The 19,577-nt window shown below is 42.3% G+C and carries 19 protein-coding genes; 11 read left to right on the top strand and 8 right to left on the bottom strand.

The genetic code is table 11. The features are described from left to right. Window positions 1-19: 19 nt before the first annotated feature. The 4 genes from CXF86_RS07285 to CXF86_RS07275 form a co-directional block, all read right to left on the bottom strand. A complete protein-coding gene (locus tag CXF86_RS07285) occupies window positions 20-895 on the bottom strand; it encodes an MBL fold metallo-hydrolase (RefSeq protein WP_180961028.1) in 876 nt (291 codons plus the stop codon). 172 nt (window positions 896-1,067) lie between these two features. Further along, a complete protein-coding gene (locus CXF86_RS22700) occupies window positions 1,068-1,235 on the bottom strand; it encodes a hypothetical protein (RefSeq protein ID WP_180961027.1) in 168 nt (55 codons plus the stop codon). Between the two features lie 489 nt (window positions 1,236-1,724). Further along, window positions 1,725-2,498, bottom strand: a complete 774-nt coding sequence (locus CXF86_RS07280) for a glycine betaine ABC transporter substrate-binding protein (protein ID WP_102038679.1) — start codon at window positions 2,496-2,498, stop codon at window positions 1,725-1,727. Between the two features lie 472 nt (window positions 2,499-2,970). After that, complete coding sequence (locus CXF86_RS07275) at window positions 2,971-5,148, bottom strand: M3 family metallopeptidase (protein WP_101091851.1); 2,178 nt, start codon at window positions 5,146-5,148, stop codon at window positions 2,971-2,973. 213 nt (window positions 5,149-5,361) lie between these two features. Between CXF86_RS07275 and CXF86_RS07270 the strand changes: the two genes are divergently transcribed. The 8 genes from CXF86_RS07270 (at window position 5,362) to rnd (ending at window position 13,823) form a co-directional block, all read left to right on the top strand. Continuing rightward, the gene (locus CXF86_RS07270) at window positions 5,362-6,858 is read left to right on the top strand and encodes a dipeptidase (RefSeq protein ID WP_232775094.1); all 1,497 of its coding nucleotides are present in this window, start codon (window positions 5,362-5,364) and stop codon (window positions 6,856-6,858) included. Window positions 6,859-7,126: 268 nt separating this feature from the next. Further along, on the top strand, window positions 7,127-7,843 hold the full coding sequence (tsaB, locus tag CXF86_RS07265; RefSeq protein WP_101091852.1) for a tRNA (adenosine(37)-N6)-threonylcarbamoyltransferase complex dimerization subunit type 1 TsaB: 717 nt from the start codon (window positions 7,127-7,129) through the stop codon (window positions 7,841-7,843). Between the two features lie 57 nt (window positions 7,844-7,900). Further along, the gene (locus CXF86_RS07260; RefSeq protein ID WP_101091853.1) at window positions 7,901-8,209 is read left to right on the top strand and encodes a hypothetical protein; all 309 of its coding nucleotides are present in this window, start codon (window positions 7,901-7,903) and stop codon (window positions 8,207-8,209) included. Continuing rightward, on the top strand, window positions 8,202-8,936 hold the full coding sequence (locus CXF86_RS07255) for a M50 family metallopeptidase (RefSeq protein ID WP_101091854.1): 735 nt from the start codon (window positions 8,202-8,204) through the stop codon (window positions 8,934-8,936). Before CXF86_RS07260 ends, CXF86_RS07255 begins: the two co-directional genes overlap by 8 nt. 89 nt (window positions 8,937-9,025) lie before the next feature. Then, on the top strand, window positions 9,026-9,859 hold the full coding sequence (locus CXF86_RS07250; RefSeq protein WP_102038678.1) for a class I SAM-dependent methyltransferase: 834 nt from the start codon (window positions 9,026-9,028) through the stop codon (window positions 9,857-9,859). A 7-nt stretch (window positions 9,860-9,866) separates the two neighbouring features. After that, window positions 9,867-10,760, top strand: a complete 894-nt coding sequence (locus tag CXF86_RS07245; protein ID WP_101091856.1) for an alpha/beta fold hydrolase — start codon at window positions 9,867-9,869, stop codon at window positions 10,758-10,760. Window positions 10,761-10,927: 167 nt separating this feature from the next. After that, window positions 10,928-12,601, top strand: a complete 1,674-nt coding sequence (gene fadD / locus CXF86_RS07240) for a long-chain-fatty-acid--CoA ligase FadD (protein ID WP_101091857.1) — start codon at window positions 10,928-10,930, stop codon at window positions 12,599-12,601. Window positions 12,602-12,713: 112 nt separating this feature from the next. Beyond that, entirely contained in the window at window positions 12,714-13,823 is a 1,110-nt protein-coding gene (gene rnd / locus CXF86_RS07235) for a ribonuclease D (RefSeq protein ID WP_101091858.1), read from the top strand. Between the two features lie 187 nt (window positions 13,824-14,010). Here rnd and minE read toward each other — a convergent pair whose 3' ends face one another. The 3 genes from minE to minC are packed head-to-tail and all read right to left on the bottom strand — an operon-like array spanning window position 14,011 to window position 15,774. Then, window positions 14,011-14,271: a cell division topological specificity factor MinE gene (gene minE, locus CXF86_RS07230; RefSeq protein WP_101091859.1), complete on the bottom strand. Its 261-nt coding sequence runs from the start codon at window positions 14,269-14,271 to the stop codon at window positions 14,011-14,013. Window positions 14,272-14,273: 2 nt separating this feature from the next. Further along, window positions 14,274-15,083, bottom strand: a complete 810-nt coding sequence (gene minD / locus CXF86_RS07225; protein WP_101091860.1) for a septum site-determining protein MinD — start codon at window positions 15,081-15,083, stop codon at window positions 14,274-14,276. Between the two features lie 25 nt (window positions 15,084-15,108). Continuing rightward, window positions 15,109-15,774, bottom strand: a complete 666-nt coding sequence (gene minC, locus CXF86_RS07220; RefSeq protein WP_101091906.1) for a septum site-determining protein MinC — start codon at window positions 15,772-15,774, stop codon at window positions 15,109-15,111. Between the two features lie 119 nt (window positions 15,775-15,893). Between minC and CXF86_RS07215 the strand changes: the two genes are divergently transcribed. The 3 genes from CXF86_RS07215 (at window position 15,894) to CXF86_RS07205 (ending at window position 17,821) form a co-directional block, all read left to right on the top strand. Next, window positions 15,894-16,175 carry a YcgL domain-containing protein gene (locus tag CXF86_RS07215; RefSeq protein WP_101091861.1) on the top strand — a complete coding sequence of 94 codons (282 nt, stop codon included), beginning with the start codon at window positions 15,894-15,896 and terminating at the stop codon, window positions 16,173-16,175. Between the two features lie 72 nt (window positions 16,176-16,247). Further along, a complete protein-coding gene (locus CXF86_RS07210) occupies window positions 16,248-17,207 on the top strand; it encodes a lytic murein transglycosylase (protein WP_374702329.1) in 960 nt (319 codons plus the stop codon). Window positions 17,208-17,380: 173 nt separating this feature from the next. After that, complete coding sequence (locus CXF86_RS07205; protein WP_101091863.1) at window positions 17,381-17,821, top strand: YcgN family cysteine cluster protein; 441 nt, start codon at window positions 17,381-17,383, stop codon at window positions 17,819-17,821. A gap of 116 nt (window positions 17,822-17,937) precedes the next feature. On the opposite strand, the gene CXF86_RS07200 is transcribed toward CXF86_RS07205, so the two are convergent. Further along, complete coding sequence (locus tag CXF86_RS07200) at window positions 17,938-19,500, bottom strand: LysM peptidoglycan-binding domain-containing protein (protein ID WP_102038677.1); 1,563 nt, start codon at window positions 19,498-19,500, stop codon at window positions 17,938-17,940. Window positions 19,501-19,577: the final 77 nt, after the last annotated feature.

Below are 19,577 nucleotides of genomic sequence, written 5' to 3'. Positions count from 1 at the left end.
GGTATTATGGATTTAAATGCTAGAGGCCTTGGTACAAGGTCTCTATCCATTGTTCTTCAGAGATAAATTTCCAACTCCAGTCTTTCCATTTTTCAGGCATACCTGTTGCCTTTAATTGATCTAAGGTTAGGCCTGATGCTTTTTGGTCTTTCATCCAGTTAATTGATGCATCTAACATGTGTTTAAAGCGTGTTAAATCACTTTTGTTAGCTAACGCACCATGACCTGGAATGACTTTGGTTTGTGCGTCTAAGTCACGCAATACTGCTGCAACATTATCTCGATACCCCTCAACAGAACCGCCAGCGTTCAAATCGATATAGGGGAATTTATCCTTAAAAAATAGATCGCCCATATGAACGATATTGTCGTTACTCCATATAACCACACTGTCTCCATCGGTGTGGCCAGGTCCCATATGGCGAACCTTTAAAGCATCACCATTAAAATGTACCGTAATGCCTTGTTCAAAAGTAATAACTGGCAATGCATCAGCTGTCGTTTTACTGTCTGAAGCCAAGCGTTTTAACACATTATGGTGCGCCATAATGGTGCCATTTTTTCCAAAGTGTGCATTGGCGCCAGTATGATCGCCATGGTAATGGGTGTTAATAATGAATTTTGGCGCTCCAGCTTGAATTTGATTAAGCGCTGCAGATATTTTGTCGGCAAGTGGGGCAAACTGGTCGTCAATAATAAGTATGCCATCGGTTCCTGCGGAAACACCAATATTGCCGCCAGAGCCAACAAACATGTAGGTCGTTTCACTGAGTTTTATGGGTTTTATTTCGACATCTTTAAATCTATCGTCAGCGCTAGCCAAGTTGCCCAGTGTCAGTGCAAATAGAGTGCAACTGAGCAAGGACGATTTGATGATTTTAGGGAGCATTGTCATATTTTAAACCTTACATTAAGCGGCTTTCTGTATTTGACGATGTTACAGGTAGGTTAATTTTATTGCATTAGTTATCTGCACAGTCGTGCCAAACGATAAAAGTGTTGGTAGGTGTTTAGAGCTGTGTTTTTAAATTTGAAAACTCAAATGCTGAGAGTTTGCGCTTTTATAACTAAGTGTCGATATGGCTGAGGCCTTCGAAAACAGGGACGTTTTCGTTGAGCTCACAAGGACATGATTGCAGGTCATTGGGATCATTTAGGCCAAAGCTAACTTTCTTTTGGCCAAAAGTGTGTTGGCGAATAATTTCATTCGCTCGTGTTACACGTCGTTTTTCCATAGAAAAAAATCAAGTTATGGGTTATTCATGTCTTTGAGTTTTGTTCGAAAAAGGCCTTAAATTGTAAGTGTTGCTAAATTTTACTCTGTTCCTAAATACAAGGGTCAGTAATGATGTTGAAGGATTATATTTTATTGGGCTTCCTTGGCTTTATACGGGAGGATCTGCAGCATCGGGATGGATGGGTAGATGCTGAATGCTTGATATTAATATTATTTATAATCAATGGCTTTCGTAGCGGCTCCTGATTTTTTCATTTGTAGTAAGTTGATGACGTTTGGCTATAGTGTCATCGTTTAATTATACCTGTAAGCATCGTGGCGGTAGTACATCGCCACGGCCTATTTCTTAATTGTAGAGCAGGTACTTTTACAGCGAGGGAGGCATTTGAAAATATGAATTAAACAAAAATAACGCTTAAAATAATACCTTCTATCCCCTTTAAAAAGGCCGCTGAGATAGCCGTAGGTAAAAACAGTATCAGTAATATTATTTCATTAGCCATTCACGTGTTACAACTTCGATGTCTTGACCTTCCCGAGATACTTTGTAATCAAGTTCGGCAATAATTTCATTGGAAAAACACAGGTTATCCAACTGTACTCGTTGCTCTGAAGTAAATTTATATGCTTGATCTTGGCGCAGCAGCAATACAGCGCGATCAACTGTGCCTAATAAGCCTTTCGGATCGGCAATTTCTCGAATATTAAATTTATGGTGTAAAAACTGCGGTTTCCAGAGGGGGACAATAAGCCACTCCTTATTCGCAACAGCACGTTCAAACGCACCAAAGCAATCTTCTTCTGATCCTGTATGAAAGTGATAACCGGCTTCGTTGAGGTGATATTTTTCCATCATTTCGATAGAAAATCGGGAGATACCCGCCCCTGGATTAATACCTTGAATGTGTTTTATTGTACGCGACAGTACATGAGGCTTCAGGAGATCACTCACTTGTGATATAGCCTCGGTTGGTACGTAATCAGGTACCCCCCAATGTGCGTATGGTTCATAGTGCAGGCCTAATTCTATTAATGGTTCAAGCTCTTCAACATCTGCTTTATAAATTCCGTGACTTGAAGGCAACCAGGCAGAAGAGAGCATATCAACATCACCAGCCTTGAGATTTTCAAAATTAGCCTGATGCGAAGCATAGCGACGAGTAACGTCAAAACCCATATCAGATAACACATGTGCAATGATAGCCGCTGTAACCCGATGAAATGAAAGATCGGTGACTCCAATAGTAATAGTTTTAGACATAATGAGTACCTATATAAAGTTTGGAGGTATGCCAATATTGCAGTGTGCATTTGGTATGTCAGTATATTAATCTGTAATTTGGAGGTTTTAAACAGGATAATAATTGAATTATTATCAAATATAGATTGATAATAAGCGTTCATTTACGAGTATATATTTTGGTGCAGCAAGCACTGCTAATGTTGTCATGTTAATAGTTGATGGATGTTAAATCGCTGAACGTTATCTGTATCAGCCCACTTCAATGTGCTGGAAAAATACAAGAAGTTGCATTTTTTGAGGAGAGGCATAAATATAGCGATGATTAGCTATCGCTAAGTTGTGCTTTAACTGGGTAAGGACTTGGTTGATTTATACTGTGAAAATGCTTGCTTCATTTATCCTAAAACTCCAGCATAAAAAATCCGAGCACTATGACTAGAACTCGGATTTTGATACTAATACTTAATTAGCTAACCACTAGGTGGGTGGTTTATTTTGCTAGCAGACCACGGCTGCGTAGTAGTGGGTCAATACCCGCTTCTTTGCCACGGAACTGCTTATATAGCTTCATAGGGTCTTCACTGCCACCTTGCGATAACACGTTATTTCTAAAGGCATCTGCAGTGGCTTTATCGAAAATACCATTCTCTTTAAAGGCTTCAAATGCATCAGCCCCTAAAATGTCAGACCAAAGGTAGCTGTAGTAACCCGCAGAGTATCCGCCTGAGAAGATATGTGAGAAATAAGTACTGCGGTAACGCGGTGCAATCTCACTGATAAGGCCCATTTTATTTAAGGATTCAGCTTCGAACTTAGCCGCATCTTTAGGCATAAAGTCGGTCACTGTGTGCCAATCAAGATCAAGTTTGGTCGCGGCCATATATTCAACAGTGGCAAAGCCTTGGTTGAATTTACTCGCCGCTTGAATTTTCTTAACAAGCTCTTGTGGGATCACTTCACCTGTTTTGTAATGCTTTGCAAACTGCGCTAGCACTTCAGGTTGTGTCATCCAGTTTTCCATCACTTGAGATGGAAACTCAACATAGTCGCGAGGCACTGAAGTCCCTGCTTGTGAACGATATTTAACATCAGACAACATGCCGTGCAATGCATGACCAAATTCGTGGAATAACGTACTAGCTTCATCAAATGTCAGTAATGCAGGAGCATCACCAACGGGACGAGGGTAGTTAAGTACGTTGACGATGATAGGCTTAGAGTCAACGCCATTCATGTTGTACTGTTGGCGATAAGAGTTCATCCAAGCGCCGCCACGCTTACTGTCACGGACATAATAGTCGCCCATGAAAATAGCCATGATCTCGCCATCTTTGTCATATACTTCCCAAGTACGCACTTCGTCGTTGTACTTTGGCAGATCTGTACGCTCTTTAACGGTAATGCCGTATAGACGGTTAGCCGTATAAAATACACCTTTAAGCGTGTTTTCTAGTGAAAAGTAAGGGCGAGTTTGTTGCTCGTTAAAGCTATATTTAGCCACACGGATTTTATCTGAGTAATACCACCAGTCCCATCCTGCTAGCTTAAAATCACCGCCTTCAGAATCAATTAACTGCTGCATGTCTGCAACTTCAGCTTCAGCTTGAGCTAACGCTGCTGGCCATACTTTATTTAATAGGCCATAAACATTTTCAGGCGTCTGAGCTGTGCGCTCTTCTAATACAAAATGAGCATGAGTCTTATAACCCATGAGCTGTGCGCGCTCGGCGCGAAGTGCAGCCATTTTGGCTAGGATTTTTTTGTTGTCATGCTCGTTATTGTTGTTACCGCGCTCAACATAACCTTTGTAGATCTTTTCGCGAAGTTCACGGCTATCTGCATAGGTTAAAAAAGGCGTGATAGAGGGACGTGAAGTGGTGAATACCCATTTGCCTTCATGGCCACGTTTCGTCGCTGTTTGAGCGGCAATACTGATAACATCTTCAGGTAGACCTGAAAGATCATCTTTACTGTCGATAACCAATTCAAAAGCGTTGGTTTCCGCAAGTAAGTTGTCGCCAAACTCTAGGCTTAACTTGCCTATTTGATCATTTAAAGCACGTAGCTTTGTTTTGTCGGCATCATTTAGGTTAGCGCCGCCACGAGTGAACGACTTATAAGTATCAGCTAATAGTTTTGCTTGAGCTACATTCAGGTTTAACGTGTCACGTTGGTCATAAACAGCTTTAACTTTTTGGAACAATGCGTCGTTAAGTAATACGTCATCGCCTGCGGCTGATAGCATTGGTGACACTTCTTTAGAGATAGCTTGCAGCTGCTCATTAGTGTCGGCACCGGTTAAATTGTAAAAAACACTGGCGACTTTAGTTGTTAGTTCACCAGAAAACTCCATCGCTTCGATAGTGTTTGCAAAGGTGGGAGCATCTGAATTATCGATAATCGCTTGAATTTCAGCCTGATGCTGTGCAATACCAGCTTTAAAAGCCGGTAAATAATGTTCTGCTTTGATTTTAGAAAAATCTGGGATGCCAAAATAGGTATCATATGGCGCAAAAAATGGATTGCTCGCATTGTTTTCAATAATTTTCTGAGCAACAACATTAGGTGCTATTTGGCTGTCGCTGCTGTTATTTGCACTGCTGCATGCGCCAAGAGAGAGCGTGATTGCAATGGCTGCAACCAATGGTTTAAGGGTAGATCCCTTCATATTTTAAATCCCCGATTCTACTTGTTTTAATTTTCATCAATATCTTTGCATTGACGTTAACGTCATTAAATATCACGGTTGGACATGTTAAATCTATTAAAAAACCGTATTGTTTGTAACAAATATTTTGATTGGTTACTTTTTATCACTTTAATGGCAAAAGTTATGGCAAACTTGGCGCGTTTTCGAAATATAATAATAAAATGGATGACTATGAAACGTTTACCTTTGCTATTTATCGCTTTATTTTGTTTGCCTACCTCTGCCGTTGAACCTCAATCTGAACAAATTGCCGATTATGCTGTTGGTCATTATGCCGACGAGATGGTGACAAGCCTGCAAAATTTGGTCAAATTCAATACTGTTGCGGTTAATGGCAAAACGCCCGATACCAACCCAGAATTTATCGGCTTTAAAGATGAGCTTAAAAGCCTAAGCCAGCAATTAGGCTTAGACTATGTTGATCATGGCTACGTGATCTTAATCGGACTGGGGCAGCAGAGCGATAAACTGGGGATTATCACCCACGGAGATGTACAACCGGCTAATCCAGCGTTATGGCAGCAAAGCCCTTATGAACTCGATATGACATCAGAGCCAGGAAAACTCATTGGCCGCGGTACAGAAGATGATAAAGGCGCCATTGTCACGGCTATGTATGCGATGAAGTCGATAAAAGACCATGACATTAAGCTTAATAGGCGCATAGAACTGATGGTTTATTTGGCTGAAGAATCTGACTGGACACCACTTAAAACGTTTTTGACGACTTTTACGCCCGCGGATATTAATATCACCATTGATGCAGAATATCCGGTTGTCACCGCGGAAAAAGGCTGGAGTAAAATTGAATTTGTGATCCCCAAAGTCACTGATGAAAATGTGACAACGCAGCGGCCAACGCTTAATCAGTTTTCAGGAGGTTATTTTGGTAGTCAAGTACCTCAACAAGCCCAAGCAGAAATTAGCTTTGCAGATCAAAAGCTGATTAATCAATTAAAACAGCAGGCAACAACCCAGCAAGGGATGCATTATCGTTTTGAACAGCAAGGCAGTCGTTTACTTATTTTTGCTGATGGCAAGGCCGCACACTCTTCAACCCCTGAAGATGGTGTTAATGCTGTCACGCATTTGGCGCAGTTACTTGCCATTCACCCGTGGCCGAAAACCACAGCCTCGTTAACTCAACTTTTTATTCACGAAATGATAGGGATGGGTATTTATGCTGAGCAATTTGGTGATATTGCTTATCAAGATGACTTTATGGGGCCGATGAGTTTAGCGCCGACAATTGTAAAATCAGGCGAAAAGGGCACTCAAGTGATGATTAACCTGCGCCGTCCTCTGGGGAAAACGCCTGAGCTGCTTGATAGCCAAGCACATGCAGCCCTAGAAAACTGGCAAGCCAAGCATCAGGTTAAGTTAGTCGGTCTGGAGACCTATTGGGGAGAGCCAATGGTGATGAAAGACGCGCCGCAGCTTGATACTCTACTTGACGTTTTTGCCCATTTTACCGGTGTTGAAAATCCGCAGCCAGTGGCTATTGGCGGCTCAACCAATAGCAAATTATTCCCTAATGCGCTGAGTTTTGGACCCGCTATGCCGGGTGTTGAATATACGGGCCATACCGAGCATGAATTTATCACTTACGATCAATTTATGCTGAACCTTAAGATGTATACCGCTGCATTTATCGAGTTGGCTCAGTAGCGCCTTTTGATAAATGGTAGTGAGTGGTCGCCATTCAGCGTTGCTCACAGCCTCTTTTTTGGAAAAAAGGGGTAATAATAAAACTATTTTTCACTTCTACTTAAAGCTGCGGAGCGAGTTAGGTATAATCCTCGCTCTTTTATAGTGAACTATGCTGTGGATTATGACTTAGTATTGATTTCTGAGTTCGTCATAGCGAGTTTCTACTGCAATACGTAGGTACACATTTTACGTGTTTAGCCCGATTATAGAGTTTGGTAAGTAATAGATGACAGAACAGCACATTGAAGTAACTCCGCTGAGTATACTTGCGCTTGATACATGTACAGAGTCATGCTCTGCCGCGCTAACGCACAATAGTTTGCTCTTTAGCGAGCAAGCTGATGCTCCGCGCGAACATAGCCAAAGGTTATTACCCATGGTGAAGTCTGTGTTATCACAAGCAGATATAAAACTGACTGAGGTTGACTTAATTGCTTATGGCAGAGGCCCTGGCAGCTTTACTGGGATCCGGATCTGCACCAGTATTACTCAAGGGTTAGCCTTGGGTCAGTCGTTACCCGTGATAGGTATTTCTACGCTCGCGACGATGGCACAAGCTGCGATTGAAAATGGTGCCAAGCAAGTATTAGCGGCTATTGATGCGCGTATGGGTGAAGTGTATTGGGGACAATATATCAACGTTGATGGCGTAGCAACTCTCGTTAATGAAGAGGTTGTCAGTGCTCCAGAAGCAGTAGTGTTAAGTTTGAATGAAGCTAACACGATTACTGCCTGTGGGACGGGTTTTGAAGCATACCCGCAGTTACTGGCATTGGCGGGAGGCCTTACAGTATGTGAGTTAGCTAAATATCCAGACGCCAAATTCATGGCGATTTTGGCTCAAAAAGGGCATGCTTTAGGACTGAGCACCAGTGTGGATGAGCTAACGCCTGTTTATCTACGTGATACGGTGACGTGGAAAAAACTGCCTGGGAAAGAGTAGCATCTAGGTATCTAAATTAGAGTTCGCGGCGTTATTTTATAAATTAAGGACGATTTGATGCAAATTAATTCAAATCAACTTGCACCTTCAAAAGTTGAAGTTAATAAGTCGATAGGGATAAACCAGCACGCTAAGGTGCCGGTAGATGCCACGGATCCTGTATTGCCAATCCAAGCGCAGCAGTCCTATCAGTTTAATGATTATACTGAAGATGCCGCAGCACTAACATCTAGGCTAGGGGCTCATGTAGAGTATGAAAATGAAACTCAAGGCCACCGCGGTGCAGTGGCTGAATATCTTACTAATCAACATGCTGCCAAGCGTGAAGAGATCCAACAAATGGTGGGTATAGACACCTATGCCTAGCATTCGTCCGACAACTCAATCTTCTCCGCTGCACTCAAGCGAATCTCCTGCTCAGTCCTCTTCAGGTACGCCCAGTCGAAGTCGCTTTTTTCTCGAACTACTGATTGCATTTTTAGTGACTAAACTGCCTTTTATTAGTGTGCCGTTTAAATGGTTAGAAAGTTACTTTCATGAGTTGTCTCATGGTTTAGCAACACTAGTCACTGGCGGGGCTGTGAGCCATATACAGCTGTTTCCTAACGGTGCTGGTTTGTGTTTTAGCCAAGGTGGATGGCCTTTGGTTATTGGTTTTTCGGGCTATTTTGGCGCTGCGTTATGGGGCTACTTAATTTTTACGTTTGCGACTTGGCCTAAAGGGATCCGCTTTAGCTTTGGCTTGTTAGGCGCAGGAGTCATCTTAACGACATTACTTTGGGCTAGAGATCTACTGACGATATCGATATTGGTGTCATTGGCACTGCTCTTTTTAATGCCGTTAAAGCTTAAGCTAAATAAATACTTAGCCACTAGTTTACGCATTATGGCATTAATGGTGATTTTAAATGCTCTTGCTAGCCCTACGGTGTTATTTGGCCTTCAAGGGCAGGGTGACGCCAATATGTTAGCCGGACAAAGCTGGCTCCCTGCATGGTTTTGGGTGCTTGTTTGGTTAGTCACCAGCGCATTCATGTTATTTCTCTGCTGGCGTAGAGTCGACAGTCAAGCGGATAAGCGAAACTCAAAATAATATAACAAAGTGTAAATCTCTGTTTCTTGGGCTTGGATTTTAACCTATTGACTGCTAGGTTGATGCCAGCCTATATATGGAGATATCGAATGAAAATGAATACCCTCGCTGCAAGTCTTATTCTTACCGGTGCGTTTGGTCTATCAGTTGTTAGTCTAACTGCCGCTGCGCATGTTCATGAAAACACCGCACTAGATACTGCTGTTAGTAGTGACTTCCGCCAAAGTAAGAATGCCGCAAGAGATACTTACCGACATCCAAAAGAAACCATCGCATTTTTTGAGATTGAGCCAACGGATACCGTCATTGAACTCTGGCCTGGCGGAGGTTGGTATGCTGAAATCTTAGCGCCTTACCTTGCAGATAAAGGTCATTACATTGGCGGCAATTTTGACGCTAATCCAAAAGATGAAAAACAACGTAATGGTTATCGCGCCAAAGCCGGTAAAAAGTTTGAGCAATGGCTAAAAGATAACCAAGCCAAATTAGGTAATGGGTCAACGGTAACCTTCGATCCTCCTAGCTTTTATGCGTTGGGAGATGACAATAGTGCCGATGTAGTACTTACCTTTAGAAATCTACATAACTGGGCAATGAAAGGTTATTTAGAATCCGTGTTTGACTCTGCTTATAAAGTGCTTAAGTCAGGCGGAACTTTCGGTATCGTTGAACATCGATCGAACCCTGGTATGGATGCTAAAACGGGTTACATGGATCAAGCGGAAATGATAGCGCTGGCTAAAAAAGCGGGATTTACATTTGTTGAAAGCTCAGAAATTAATGCTAATCCTAAAGATACAAAAGATTATGCAAAAGGAGTTTGGACATTACCACCGCGCTTAGCGCTTGATGATCAAGATAAAGATAAGTATCTCGCCATTGGTGAAAGCGATAGAATGACGCTCAAGTTCACTAAAAAATAATTATAATATGGATCTGTCCTGCGAAAAAGAAAACGAAATAACAATTCAATTACCTCATATTACGTTAGCAGCGAAAGTATGGGGCACGCAGGACAAGCCATTAATATTGGCTTTGCATGGTTGGTTAGACAACGCTAATAGTTTTCTGCCGTTAAGCCGTTATTTAACCAACTACCAAATAATGGCGATTGATTGGCCTGGTCATGGATTATCTGAGCACCGACCAGGTAAATACCCGCTGCACTGGATTGATTACCTCTACGATTTAGATGCATTGTTAGATGCACTTCCCCAACATCAACAACCCGTTGCGATTTTAGGACACTCTTTAGGAGGGATTATTGCGTCAGCCTATACGGCTGCATTTCCGAATAAAGTGGGTCAATTGATCCTTATTGAAGCCTTGTCCCCGCTTTATGAAAAAGAGAGTAAACTCAAGCAGCGGCTCAACAATAGCTTTGTTGCACATCAGCGTTACCGACAAAATAAGCTAAATAATTCCAGCACCTATAAAGATATTTCTGTCGCTGTCAATGCACGCCATAAACTTACTGCTTTAGATGTGGCATGGTGCGAAATTATCACTCAACGTAATATGAAAGAAATTGATTCTAGAGTATGCTGGCGCAGTGATCCCCGCTTAAAGTTAGATTCCCCATTAAGACTCGCTTACACCCAAGTTGACGCATTAATGCAAGAACATGAAGTCGAAACATTACTTGTTTTGGGCCATCAGGGATTTTCCCAACTGAACAGTGCAATACCTACTGCTCAACGTTGGTTTAAACAGCTTGAAGTCATGGAACTTGAGGGAGATCATCATCTTCATATGGGTAATGCGAAAGAGGTTGCTTTAGCAATTGAATTATTCTTGGCTGCTAAAGGCAAAAAAAGAGACTAGGTTTTTTGTTTTATTTATGTGATGATAATCAAAATTTAAACGCTTGTATGATTTATTGGCGTTTCTTATAAATATAAAGATTTAACAGTGTTTAGCTTGTTTATTGGCAAGCTGCAAACGACCGTTGAGGTATTGTTTCCATTAGGTGGAAATATTAGGAGATTTTTGTGGACCAACTTTGGATTGATAATCTACCAGACGATGTACCTTCTGAAATAGATGTGGAGCAATATGCTTCGCTAGTGGATCTATTTGAAACATCGGTTTCTAAATATGCAGATCAGCCCGCATTTGTAAATATGGGCGCGACCTTGACGTATCGTAAACTGGAAGAGCGTAGTCGAGCATTTGCGGCTTATCTGCAAAATGAGTTAAAGCTAAGTAAGGGCGACCGTGTTGCCATTATGATGCCTAACTTACTGCAATATCCCATCGCTTTGTTTGGCATATTACGCGCAGGTATGGTTGTGGTTAACGTCAATCCACTCTACACACCTCGTGAGCTCAAACATCAACTGACGGACTCTGGCGCTAAAGCGATTGTGGTTGTATCTAACTTCGCTCATACGTTAGATAAAGTGGTTGCTGAAACACCCGTCGAAAGCGTCATATTAACGGGGTTAGGTGACTTACTCAGTGCGCCTAAACGTACTCTAGTCAATTTTGTGGTTAAGTATATTAAAAAGATGGTGCCTAAATACCATTTGCCACATGCCATTTCGATGCGTAAAGCCCTTTCAAAAGGGCGTCGTTTACAATATGTAAAACCCGTTGTGAAAAAAGAGGACTTAGCCTTTTTACAATACACCGGTGGCACTACGGGTGTCTCTAAAGGTGCGATGTTGAGTCACGGCAACGTGGTGAGCAACTTACTTCAAGCTGATGCTTCTTATGGGGCGCTGCTGGTTAACGGTAAAGAGTTTGTTGTTACCGCACTACCGCTTTATCATATTTTTGCATTAACCGTTAACTGTCTGTTGTTCTTGCATAAAGGCGCAAATAACCTGCTGATCACTAATCCAAGAGATCTACCAGCCTTTATTAGCGAACTTGAAAAACATCCATTTACGGCATTAACAGGGGTTAACACGCTATTTAATGCATTGGTTAACTCAGAAGCGTTTACTAAGCTCGATTTCAAGGACTTAAAACTGTCTATTGGTGGCGGCATGGCGGTACAGCGTGCTGTCGCAGACAAGTGGCAGGGGATCACTAAGACACGTTTGCTAGAGGGTTATGGCCTAACAGAAGCCTCACCATTGGTGACATGCTGCCCTTATAATCTGGAAGGCTACAATGGCTCTATTGGTTTCCCTGTGGCTAACACTGACATCCAAATTAGAGATGATGACGGTAAAGTGTTAGCACAAGGCGAGACGGGAGAGCTATTTGCCAAAGGTCCACAGGTGATGGTGGCTTATTGGAACCGTCCTGAAGAAACCGCTAATGTCATCGATAAAGGGGGCTACTTAGCCACTGGTGATATTGGTTATATGGACGAGAAAGGCTTTTTCTTTATTGTCGATCGTAAAAAAGACATGATTTTAGTTTCAGGGTTTAATGTATTCCCAAATGAAGTTGAAGAGGTTATTGCTCTACATCCTAAAGTCATCGAAGTCGCCGCTGTGGGTGTACCGCATGAAGCTTCGGGTGAGCTGGTGAAAGTATTTGTGGTGACAAACGATAAATCTTTAACCAAAGAGGACATTATCAAGCATTGTCGCGTACATTTGACGGGATATAAAATTCCTAAGCTGGTAGAATTTAGAGATGAATTACCCAAAACGAATGTAGGTAAGATCCTACGTCGTGAATTAAGAGATGAAGCTAAGAACGATTAGCACTCTTGATCATTAGTGGTAATCGCCACTTTTTATAAACTAAAGCCGGCATATGCCGGTTTTAGCATTTCTAGACCGAATTCAGGTTATTTCAGGATTTTTGGAGAAGACTTTGTTAGCGTTTCAATATATTGACGATGATGCCAGTTTAGCGGCGCTCGTAGCGCAATACCGTGAAACCAAGTTACTTGTGATAGACACTGAGTTTGTAAGGACTCGCACTTATTATGCTCGCCTTGGGCTTATTCAAGCTTATGACGGTAAAACGTTAGCATTAATCGATCCCGTTGCAGTCAGTAACCTTAGCTTGTTCTGGAGCTTGTTAACCGATGACAATATTATCAAACTGCTCCATTCTTGCAGTGAAGATCTAGAGGTCTTTGCCAATAATGGTGGCTGCCAACCTAATCGTCTGTTTGATAGTCAAATAGCAGCAGGCCTTTGTGGTATGGGGTATGGTTTAGGTTATGCCAAATTGGTAGATCAAACCCTTGATATAAAACTGGATAAAGGTGAGTCTCGCACCGATTGGTTGAAACGTCCCCTAACTGAAGCTCAATTAAGCTACGCTGCGAATGATGTCTATTACTTGTACGAACTTTACCCTCAGTTAGTCGAAAAGCTAGAGTCTCAGGGAAGATTAGATTGGGTCTATGAAGATGGAGAGCGGATGACGTTAGGTCGACTTGATGCTCCCGCTCCAGAAGTGGCTTATCTTAAAGTTAAAAATGCATTTCAGTTGTTGCCTCGGCAGTTAGCCGTATTGAAAGCGTTAGCAAGTTGGCGTTTAAATCGAGCGTTAGTTAAAGATTTAGCATTAGGCTTTGTGGTTAAAGATCATGCTCTGATTGCTTTGGCGAAAAAGATGCCGAAAACGTCTAATGAACTGTATAAAATGACTGAGGTTACAGAACAAGAAAAACGTATTCATGGTAAAGATATCTTAAATATCATCGAAAACGTTAACTTTGACGACCTCCCTAAAGCATTGGATGTTTTAGCGCTTAAGACGGGCTATAAAGCGGCCTTTAAGAGTATTAAACAGTGCATAGCTGAACAAGCTGAAGCGCAAGATGTACCGATTGAGCAACTTGGTTCGAAGAAATTGATCCATGAATATCTGGAATGGGTATGGGATGGCAAAAAAGGTAAGCTGCCTTTAGTATTAAGTGGCTGGCGTAAAACGGTGGTTAGCGACGCACTTAACGCGCTTGCGTTGTAGAGCGTTGCGTTATATCTACAGCTCTGCTCAAGAGCTTTAGTCTCAAATATTAGACTGACAAAAAAGCCCGCATATAGCGGGCTTTTTTTATCTGCTAAAAGTGACTTTTATAGGTCACCTTAAATCAACGTGGAGCGATAAAAGCGCCGTCACATAGCCAAGACATGCCGGTTGCACCTTTTACTCGTTATCCTTGATCTGGCAAGGTTACATTGAGTTCTAATACCGATAAGTTGTCGTCATTTTGATCAAGTTGCACTGACACTTGATCGGCTCCTACTTTTACGTATTTGCGAATAACGTCGATGATCTCCTGCTTCATTTGCGGGAAATAATCGGGTGCATCGCGTTCACCACGCTGGTGGGCGACAATGATCTGCAAACGTTCTTTGGCGGTTGCAGCAGTACTCGGGGTCTTCTTCGTTTTAAAATAATCAAGTAATGACATAATTAGCTACCAAAAATTCGTTTCAGGAAACCTTTCTTCTCTTCCGTAATAAATCGGAAAGGCACTTCTTCACCAAGCAATCGCTCTACAGCATCGCTATAGGCCATACCAGCATCGCTCTCTGTATCAATAATAACAGGTACACCAGAATTCGACGCTTTTAATACAGCTTGTGATTCAGGGATAACACCTAATAGCGGGATGGCGAGGATCTCTTCAACGTCCTCCACACTGAGCATTTCGCCAGTCTTGACACGAGCTGGGGAGTATCGAGTCAGTAAAAGGTATTCTCTTACTGGCTCAAGTCCTTCTTCAGCCCGCTTAGACTTGCTTTGCAACATCCCTAGAATACGGTCCGAGTCTCGAACCGAGCTTACTTCTGGGTTAGTGGTTACAATGGCGATATCCGCGAAGTAAAGCGCCATCATGGCACCTGTTTCAATACCCGCCGGAGAATCACAAATGATATAGTCGAAATCTTTCGCTAAGTTATTAAGTACCGTGCCCACACCTTCTTTGGTGAGCGCATCTTTATCGCGCGTCTGAGATGCTGGTAATACAAATAGCTTAGGGCAACGTTTGTCTTTAATCAGTGCTTGGTTTAGATTTGCTTCACCGTTAATGACATTAACGAAGTCATAAACGACACGTCGTTCACAACCCATAATTAAATCTAGATTACGTAGACCGATATCAAAATCAATGACGACGGTCTTATGACCTTTTAATGCAAGGCCGGTGGCAATAGCTGCGCTTGTGGTTGTTTTCCCCACACCGCCTTTTCCTGACGTGACAACAATTATTTGCGCCATTTGTTATTCCTTTTTATTTGCGCTCTTACAGAGGCAATGATTCAACCGTAAGCGATTCGCCCTCTAGGCGAATACAACCGCTCTGAGCGGCTCCGTTTTGTTGAAGATTTTCAGTTAACCAGTATTGACCTGCAATCGATACTAGTTCAGCTTCAATTTTTTGCGCCATTATCACGGCATTTCTATCACCCGCGGCGCCAGCCATTGCTTTTCCTCGCAGCGTGCCATAAATATGGATACTGCCATCTGCTATCACTTCTGCACCATTGCCTACAGCACCTATCACAATCAAGTCACCGTTTTTAGCATAGATCTGCTGACCTGAACGGATGTTTTGTTTGACGATTTTGGTGGTTTTTGGCATCTGAGGTTGGTTAGAAGCTGCTTTGCCTGATTTAATAATGGCTAATCCTATTGATTTAGCCATTTCGTTAATTTCAGGCAAGGCACTCGTGATCCCAACAATAATAAGCTGGCGGCTGGTTAAAATTTCTTTCAAGCCTAATAAGTCGAAATTACTCGTTTTAATGGCACTTAAATTAACCACTAAAGGCGCACCAAGAAAAAACTGAGGTGCAATAGCAAGTTTACTGTCTAACTCCGCTGTTATAACTGCCATATCCTGACTATTAATATGCAGAACAGAGAGAGTAAAAGAGGAGCCTTTTAATTCGAGGCGGGGTGTTTGCATTCCTGTATAACTCTCTAGAAAAGTCAGCGTATCGCTGATATCCATTATATTCCTAACAGTCCATGTTATAGTGTGTGGCATAAGCTGGCAAGTTGAATAGTCTGGAAATCGAGTCGTATATGATCTGTGCTGTATATAAAAGTTTAAGAAAAGCGGATAGCTATCTTTTTGTTGAAAAACGTGATCATTTTGAACGCGTTCCTGCCGCTCTAATGGAGATGTTTGGCGTACCTAAATTAGTGATGATGTTGCCGCTGGTAAAGCGCGATCATTTAGGTTTTGCTGATATCAAAAAAGTGGAATCCGAATTAAATGCCAAAGGATTTTATTTACAGCTACCGCCACCTGTGATTAATTTGTTAGAACAACATAAGAAAGATATTGGTTATAACCCTGATTAACAGCATTTAGTCAGGACAAAGGGAGTATTTATGCTACTGAATAAACAGGCTTTTACATTAACGTGTGGGTTAATGCTCTCTTTTACTGCGATGGTAAGTCATGCCAACACTACCGATAGAGGTAGCTTTAGCGATTATGTTGCTCAGCTAAAACAAGAAGCTGTGGAGCAGGGCGTTAGCACACAGATCATTGATGATGTTTTTCCCAAAATCAAAATGTTTAAGAAAGCGGTAGCCTCTGATAAAGCACAACCGGAAACAAAGTTAACGTTAGAGACCTACCTTCCAAGAGTGGTTCCTGCGTGGAAAGTTGATAAAGCACGTAATTTGTTCAAAACTCATCAAGTAGAGCTTGAGCGCATTGGTAAGCTATACGGCGTGCAACCTCGATTTATAGTGGCTTTGTGGGGAGTAGAGTCAAACTTCGGCAAGTTAACCGGTAATTATCCAGTGTTATCGGTAACAGCTTCATTAGCTTATGAAGGTCGCCGAGAAGCCTTTTTCAAAAAGGAATTTTTTGCAGCGCTTAAAATCGCTGAACAAGAGCAGTTTTCCTTTGAAGAGATGAAAGGTTCTTGGGCTGGGGCAATGGGGCAAACTCAGTTTATGCCCACCTCCTTTTTAGCTTACGCTCAAGATGGCGACGGTGATGGTAAAAAAGATATTTGGAACAACGCCAGTGACGCGTTTGCGTCCGCAGCGTATTACCTGCAGCAAGCCGGTTGGAAAGAGTCTGAAACGTGGGGCCGACAAGTTAAAGTCCCTGATACATTTGATAATACCCTGGCAGATTTAGCGGTTAAGAAAACATTTTCACAATGGCAAACGCTAGGTGTTAGACGATTTAATGGTAGCGATCTTCCCAACCGAGATGACATGATGATCTCTATGGTGATGCCAGATGGTGCGAAAGGTCGAAAATACTTGGTATACGATAACTATCGCGGATTACTACGTTGGAATAAATCGAACTACTTTGCCATTTCAGTGACTTATCTTTCAGAAAAAATTAAGTACCCACCGATCAGTTAACGGTAATATAAAAATAGCGGCTTTTAAGCCGCTATTTTTGTATGCGCCACATATAAGCCAAGTGTCAATTTAGCTAAGCAAACCTATTTTTATGGCTTGAACTGTAGTGCAAGAGAACATATTGCTGGTGTACAATAGCGTCTCTTTGAGCAGAATAGAGTTAACGATTTTAGATGGCATTTTGGAATGAAAAAACACTAGCACAGATGAACACAACGGAGTGGGAGTCATTGTGTGATGGCTGTGGTAAATGTTGCCTCAATAAGTTGATAGACGATGAAACCGAGGAACTTTATTACACCAACGCCGGGTGTAAGCTATTAGATGCCAAACAGGGTCATTGCCAGAATTATGAGCAACGTTTCAGCTTTGTTCCATCTTGTACCAAAGTTACCATCGATAACTTGGCGATGCTAACTTGGTTACCCGATAGTTGCACTTATAAACGTCTCAATGAAGGGCGTGGTTTGCCTACTTGGCATCCGTTAAAGACAGGCTCAAAGGACGCGATGATCGAAGCGGGAATGTCAGTTGCGGGTAAAGTGACTTGCGAAACCAAAATTCGTTATATGGAAGATCACATCGTTATTTGGCCAATGAAAGATGTAGATTGAATCATCTATATTGACCAGGTAAACAAAAATGCCGATAAGTTAAACTTATCGGCATTTTTGTTTTTCGAACTTAGGGGACGGTCTCAGTGCTAACGTTCAGAGTTAGCTGAGCTTATTTATGCTCTCACTTTTGTCATATCGACATATAATTTAAGCGTTTGTCCTGGCTGAATATACTTACTTTTCTCAAGTGAGTTCCAACGCACAAGATCGCTTACCTTAACGTTAAACTTGCTCGCAATTCTCGCTAATGAATCACCGCTACGCACTTTATAATTAATCGTACGCATCACTTCACTTAAGCCTTGCTTACTGGCCGTGCGACTTCCAGTCCAAATCGCCAATTTTTGACCAATTTGAAGTGGATCTTTGGGCGCCATGCTATTCCAACTTGCCAGTTGTGATATTTTAACTTGATGTTGCTTGGCTATTTTCCAAAGTGAATCACCTGATTCTACTTTGTATGTTAGCTTCTGCTGCCCACGAGTCTTGTTTTGCTTACGGTTTTTACGCTGATCAGCTGACAGTAAATACTCATCTAAATTCTTGGCTGCGACAGGAATTAATAGAAACTTGCCAGTGACAATGGTATTGCCATTGATATTATTGACTGATTTTAACGCCGACACTGTAGTGCGATAACGCTTGGCGATCAGGCCCAAGCTGTCACCTGATTTTATCTTATAACGCTCCCAATTTAGCCTGTCGCTAGTTTGGGTCTCGCTTAGGGCAATTTTAAACGCCGCCGCTTTTTCAACGGGTAGCACCAAATTGTGTGGGCCTTCAGGCGCGGTTGCCCAGCGGTTAAATCCTGGGTTGAGCTTATGCAGTTGGGACGTCGTCATATTGGCGAGATCTGCAGCAAGCGCGAGATCAATTTGACTGCCAATTTCAACAATTTCAATCTTTGGTTCATTGCTGATTGGGGTTAAGATAATGCCATACTTATCGGCATTCTTAATTACATCGGCTAGCGCTAATAGTTGCGGAACATAGCGCTCTGTTTCGCGTGGCAAATCTAAATGCCAGAAATCAGTCGGTATACCTTTGCGCTTATTGCGCTTAGCAGCGTTGATGACTCGGCCTTCACCGGTATTATAAGCGGCAATCGCATATAACCAGTTATTACTTGTCTTATCATATAAGTATTCAAGCATATCAAGTGCGGCAATGGTTGCAGCGGGCACATCACGGCGACCGTCATACCACCAGTTCATCTGCAGGCCAAAGTGGCGTGCCATTGGAGAGGTGAACTGCCATAAGCCAGATGCTGCACCGTGAGAGTAGGCAAAAGGATCAAATGCACTTTCAACGATGGGCAAAAGTGCCAATTCGATCGGTAAGTTGCGCTTTTCCAACTCTTCCACAATCAAGAACATGAACGGTGTAGCTCGTTCTGAAATACGTTTTAAGTGTTCTGGATGTTTGATATACCAATCACGGTACTGTCTGATTAACTTTTCATCTGGAATGTCCATCTGCATATCGAGACGGATCCGTTGCCAGATATCAGTGATTTCGACCACCTCAACAACGTCAGCTTGAGCGGGTTCTATGGTGACTTTTTCTGCCACGACTGGCGCAGTTGAAATTCCTTCTGAAGTCGGTTGGTTGCTTAACGTTTGGCAACCAGTCAGCAGGGCAATCCCCCCCGCGACAAATAAAATGGGTACGCGCATGTAAAATGTGTGTCCTTGATTTAGGCCCAAAAAAGCCAGAGTATATCTGGCTTGGTGGCGCTGGATTAGCGAGTTAT

This window comes from Shewanella sp. GutCb, from assembly GCF_002836135.1.
GTDB lineage: Bacteria > Pseudomonadota > Gammaproteobacteria > Enterobacterales > Shewanellaceae > Shewanella.
Note: the sequence above shows the minus strand (reverse complement) of the source record. Positions and strands in the feature narration are given on the sequence as shown.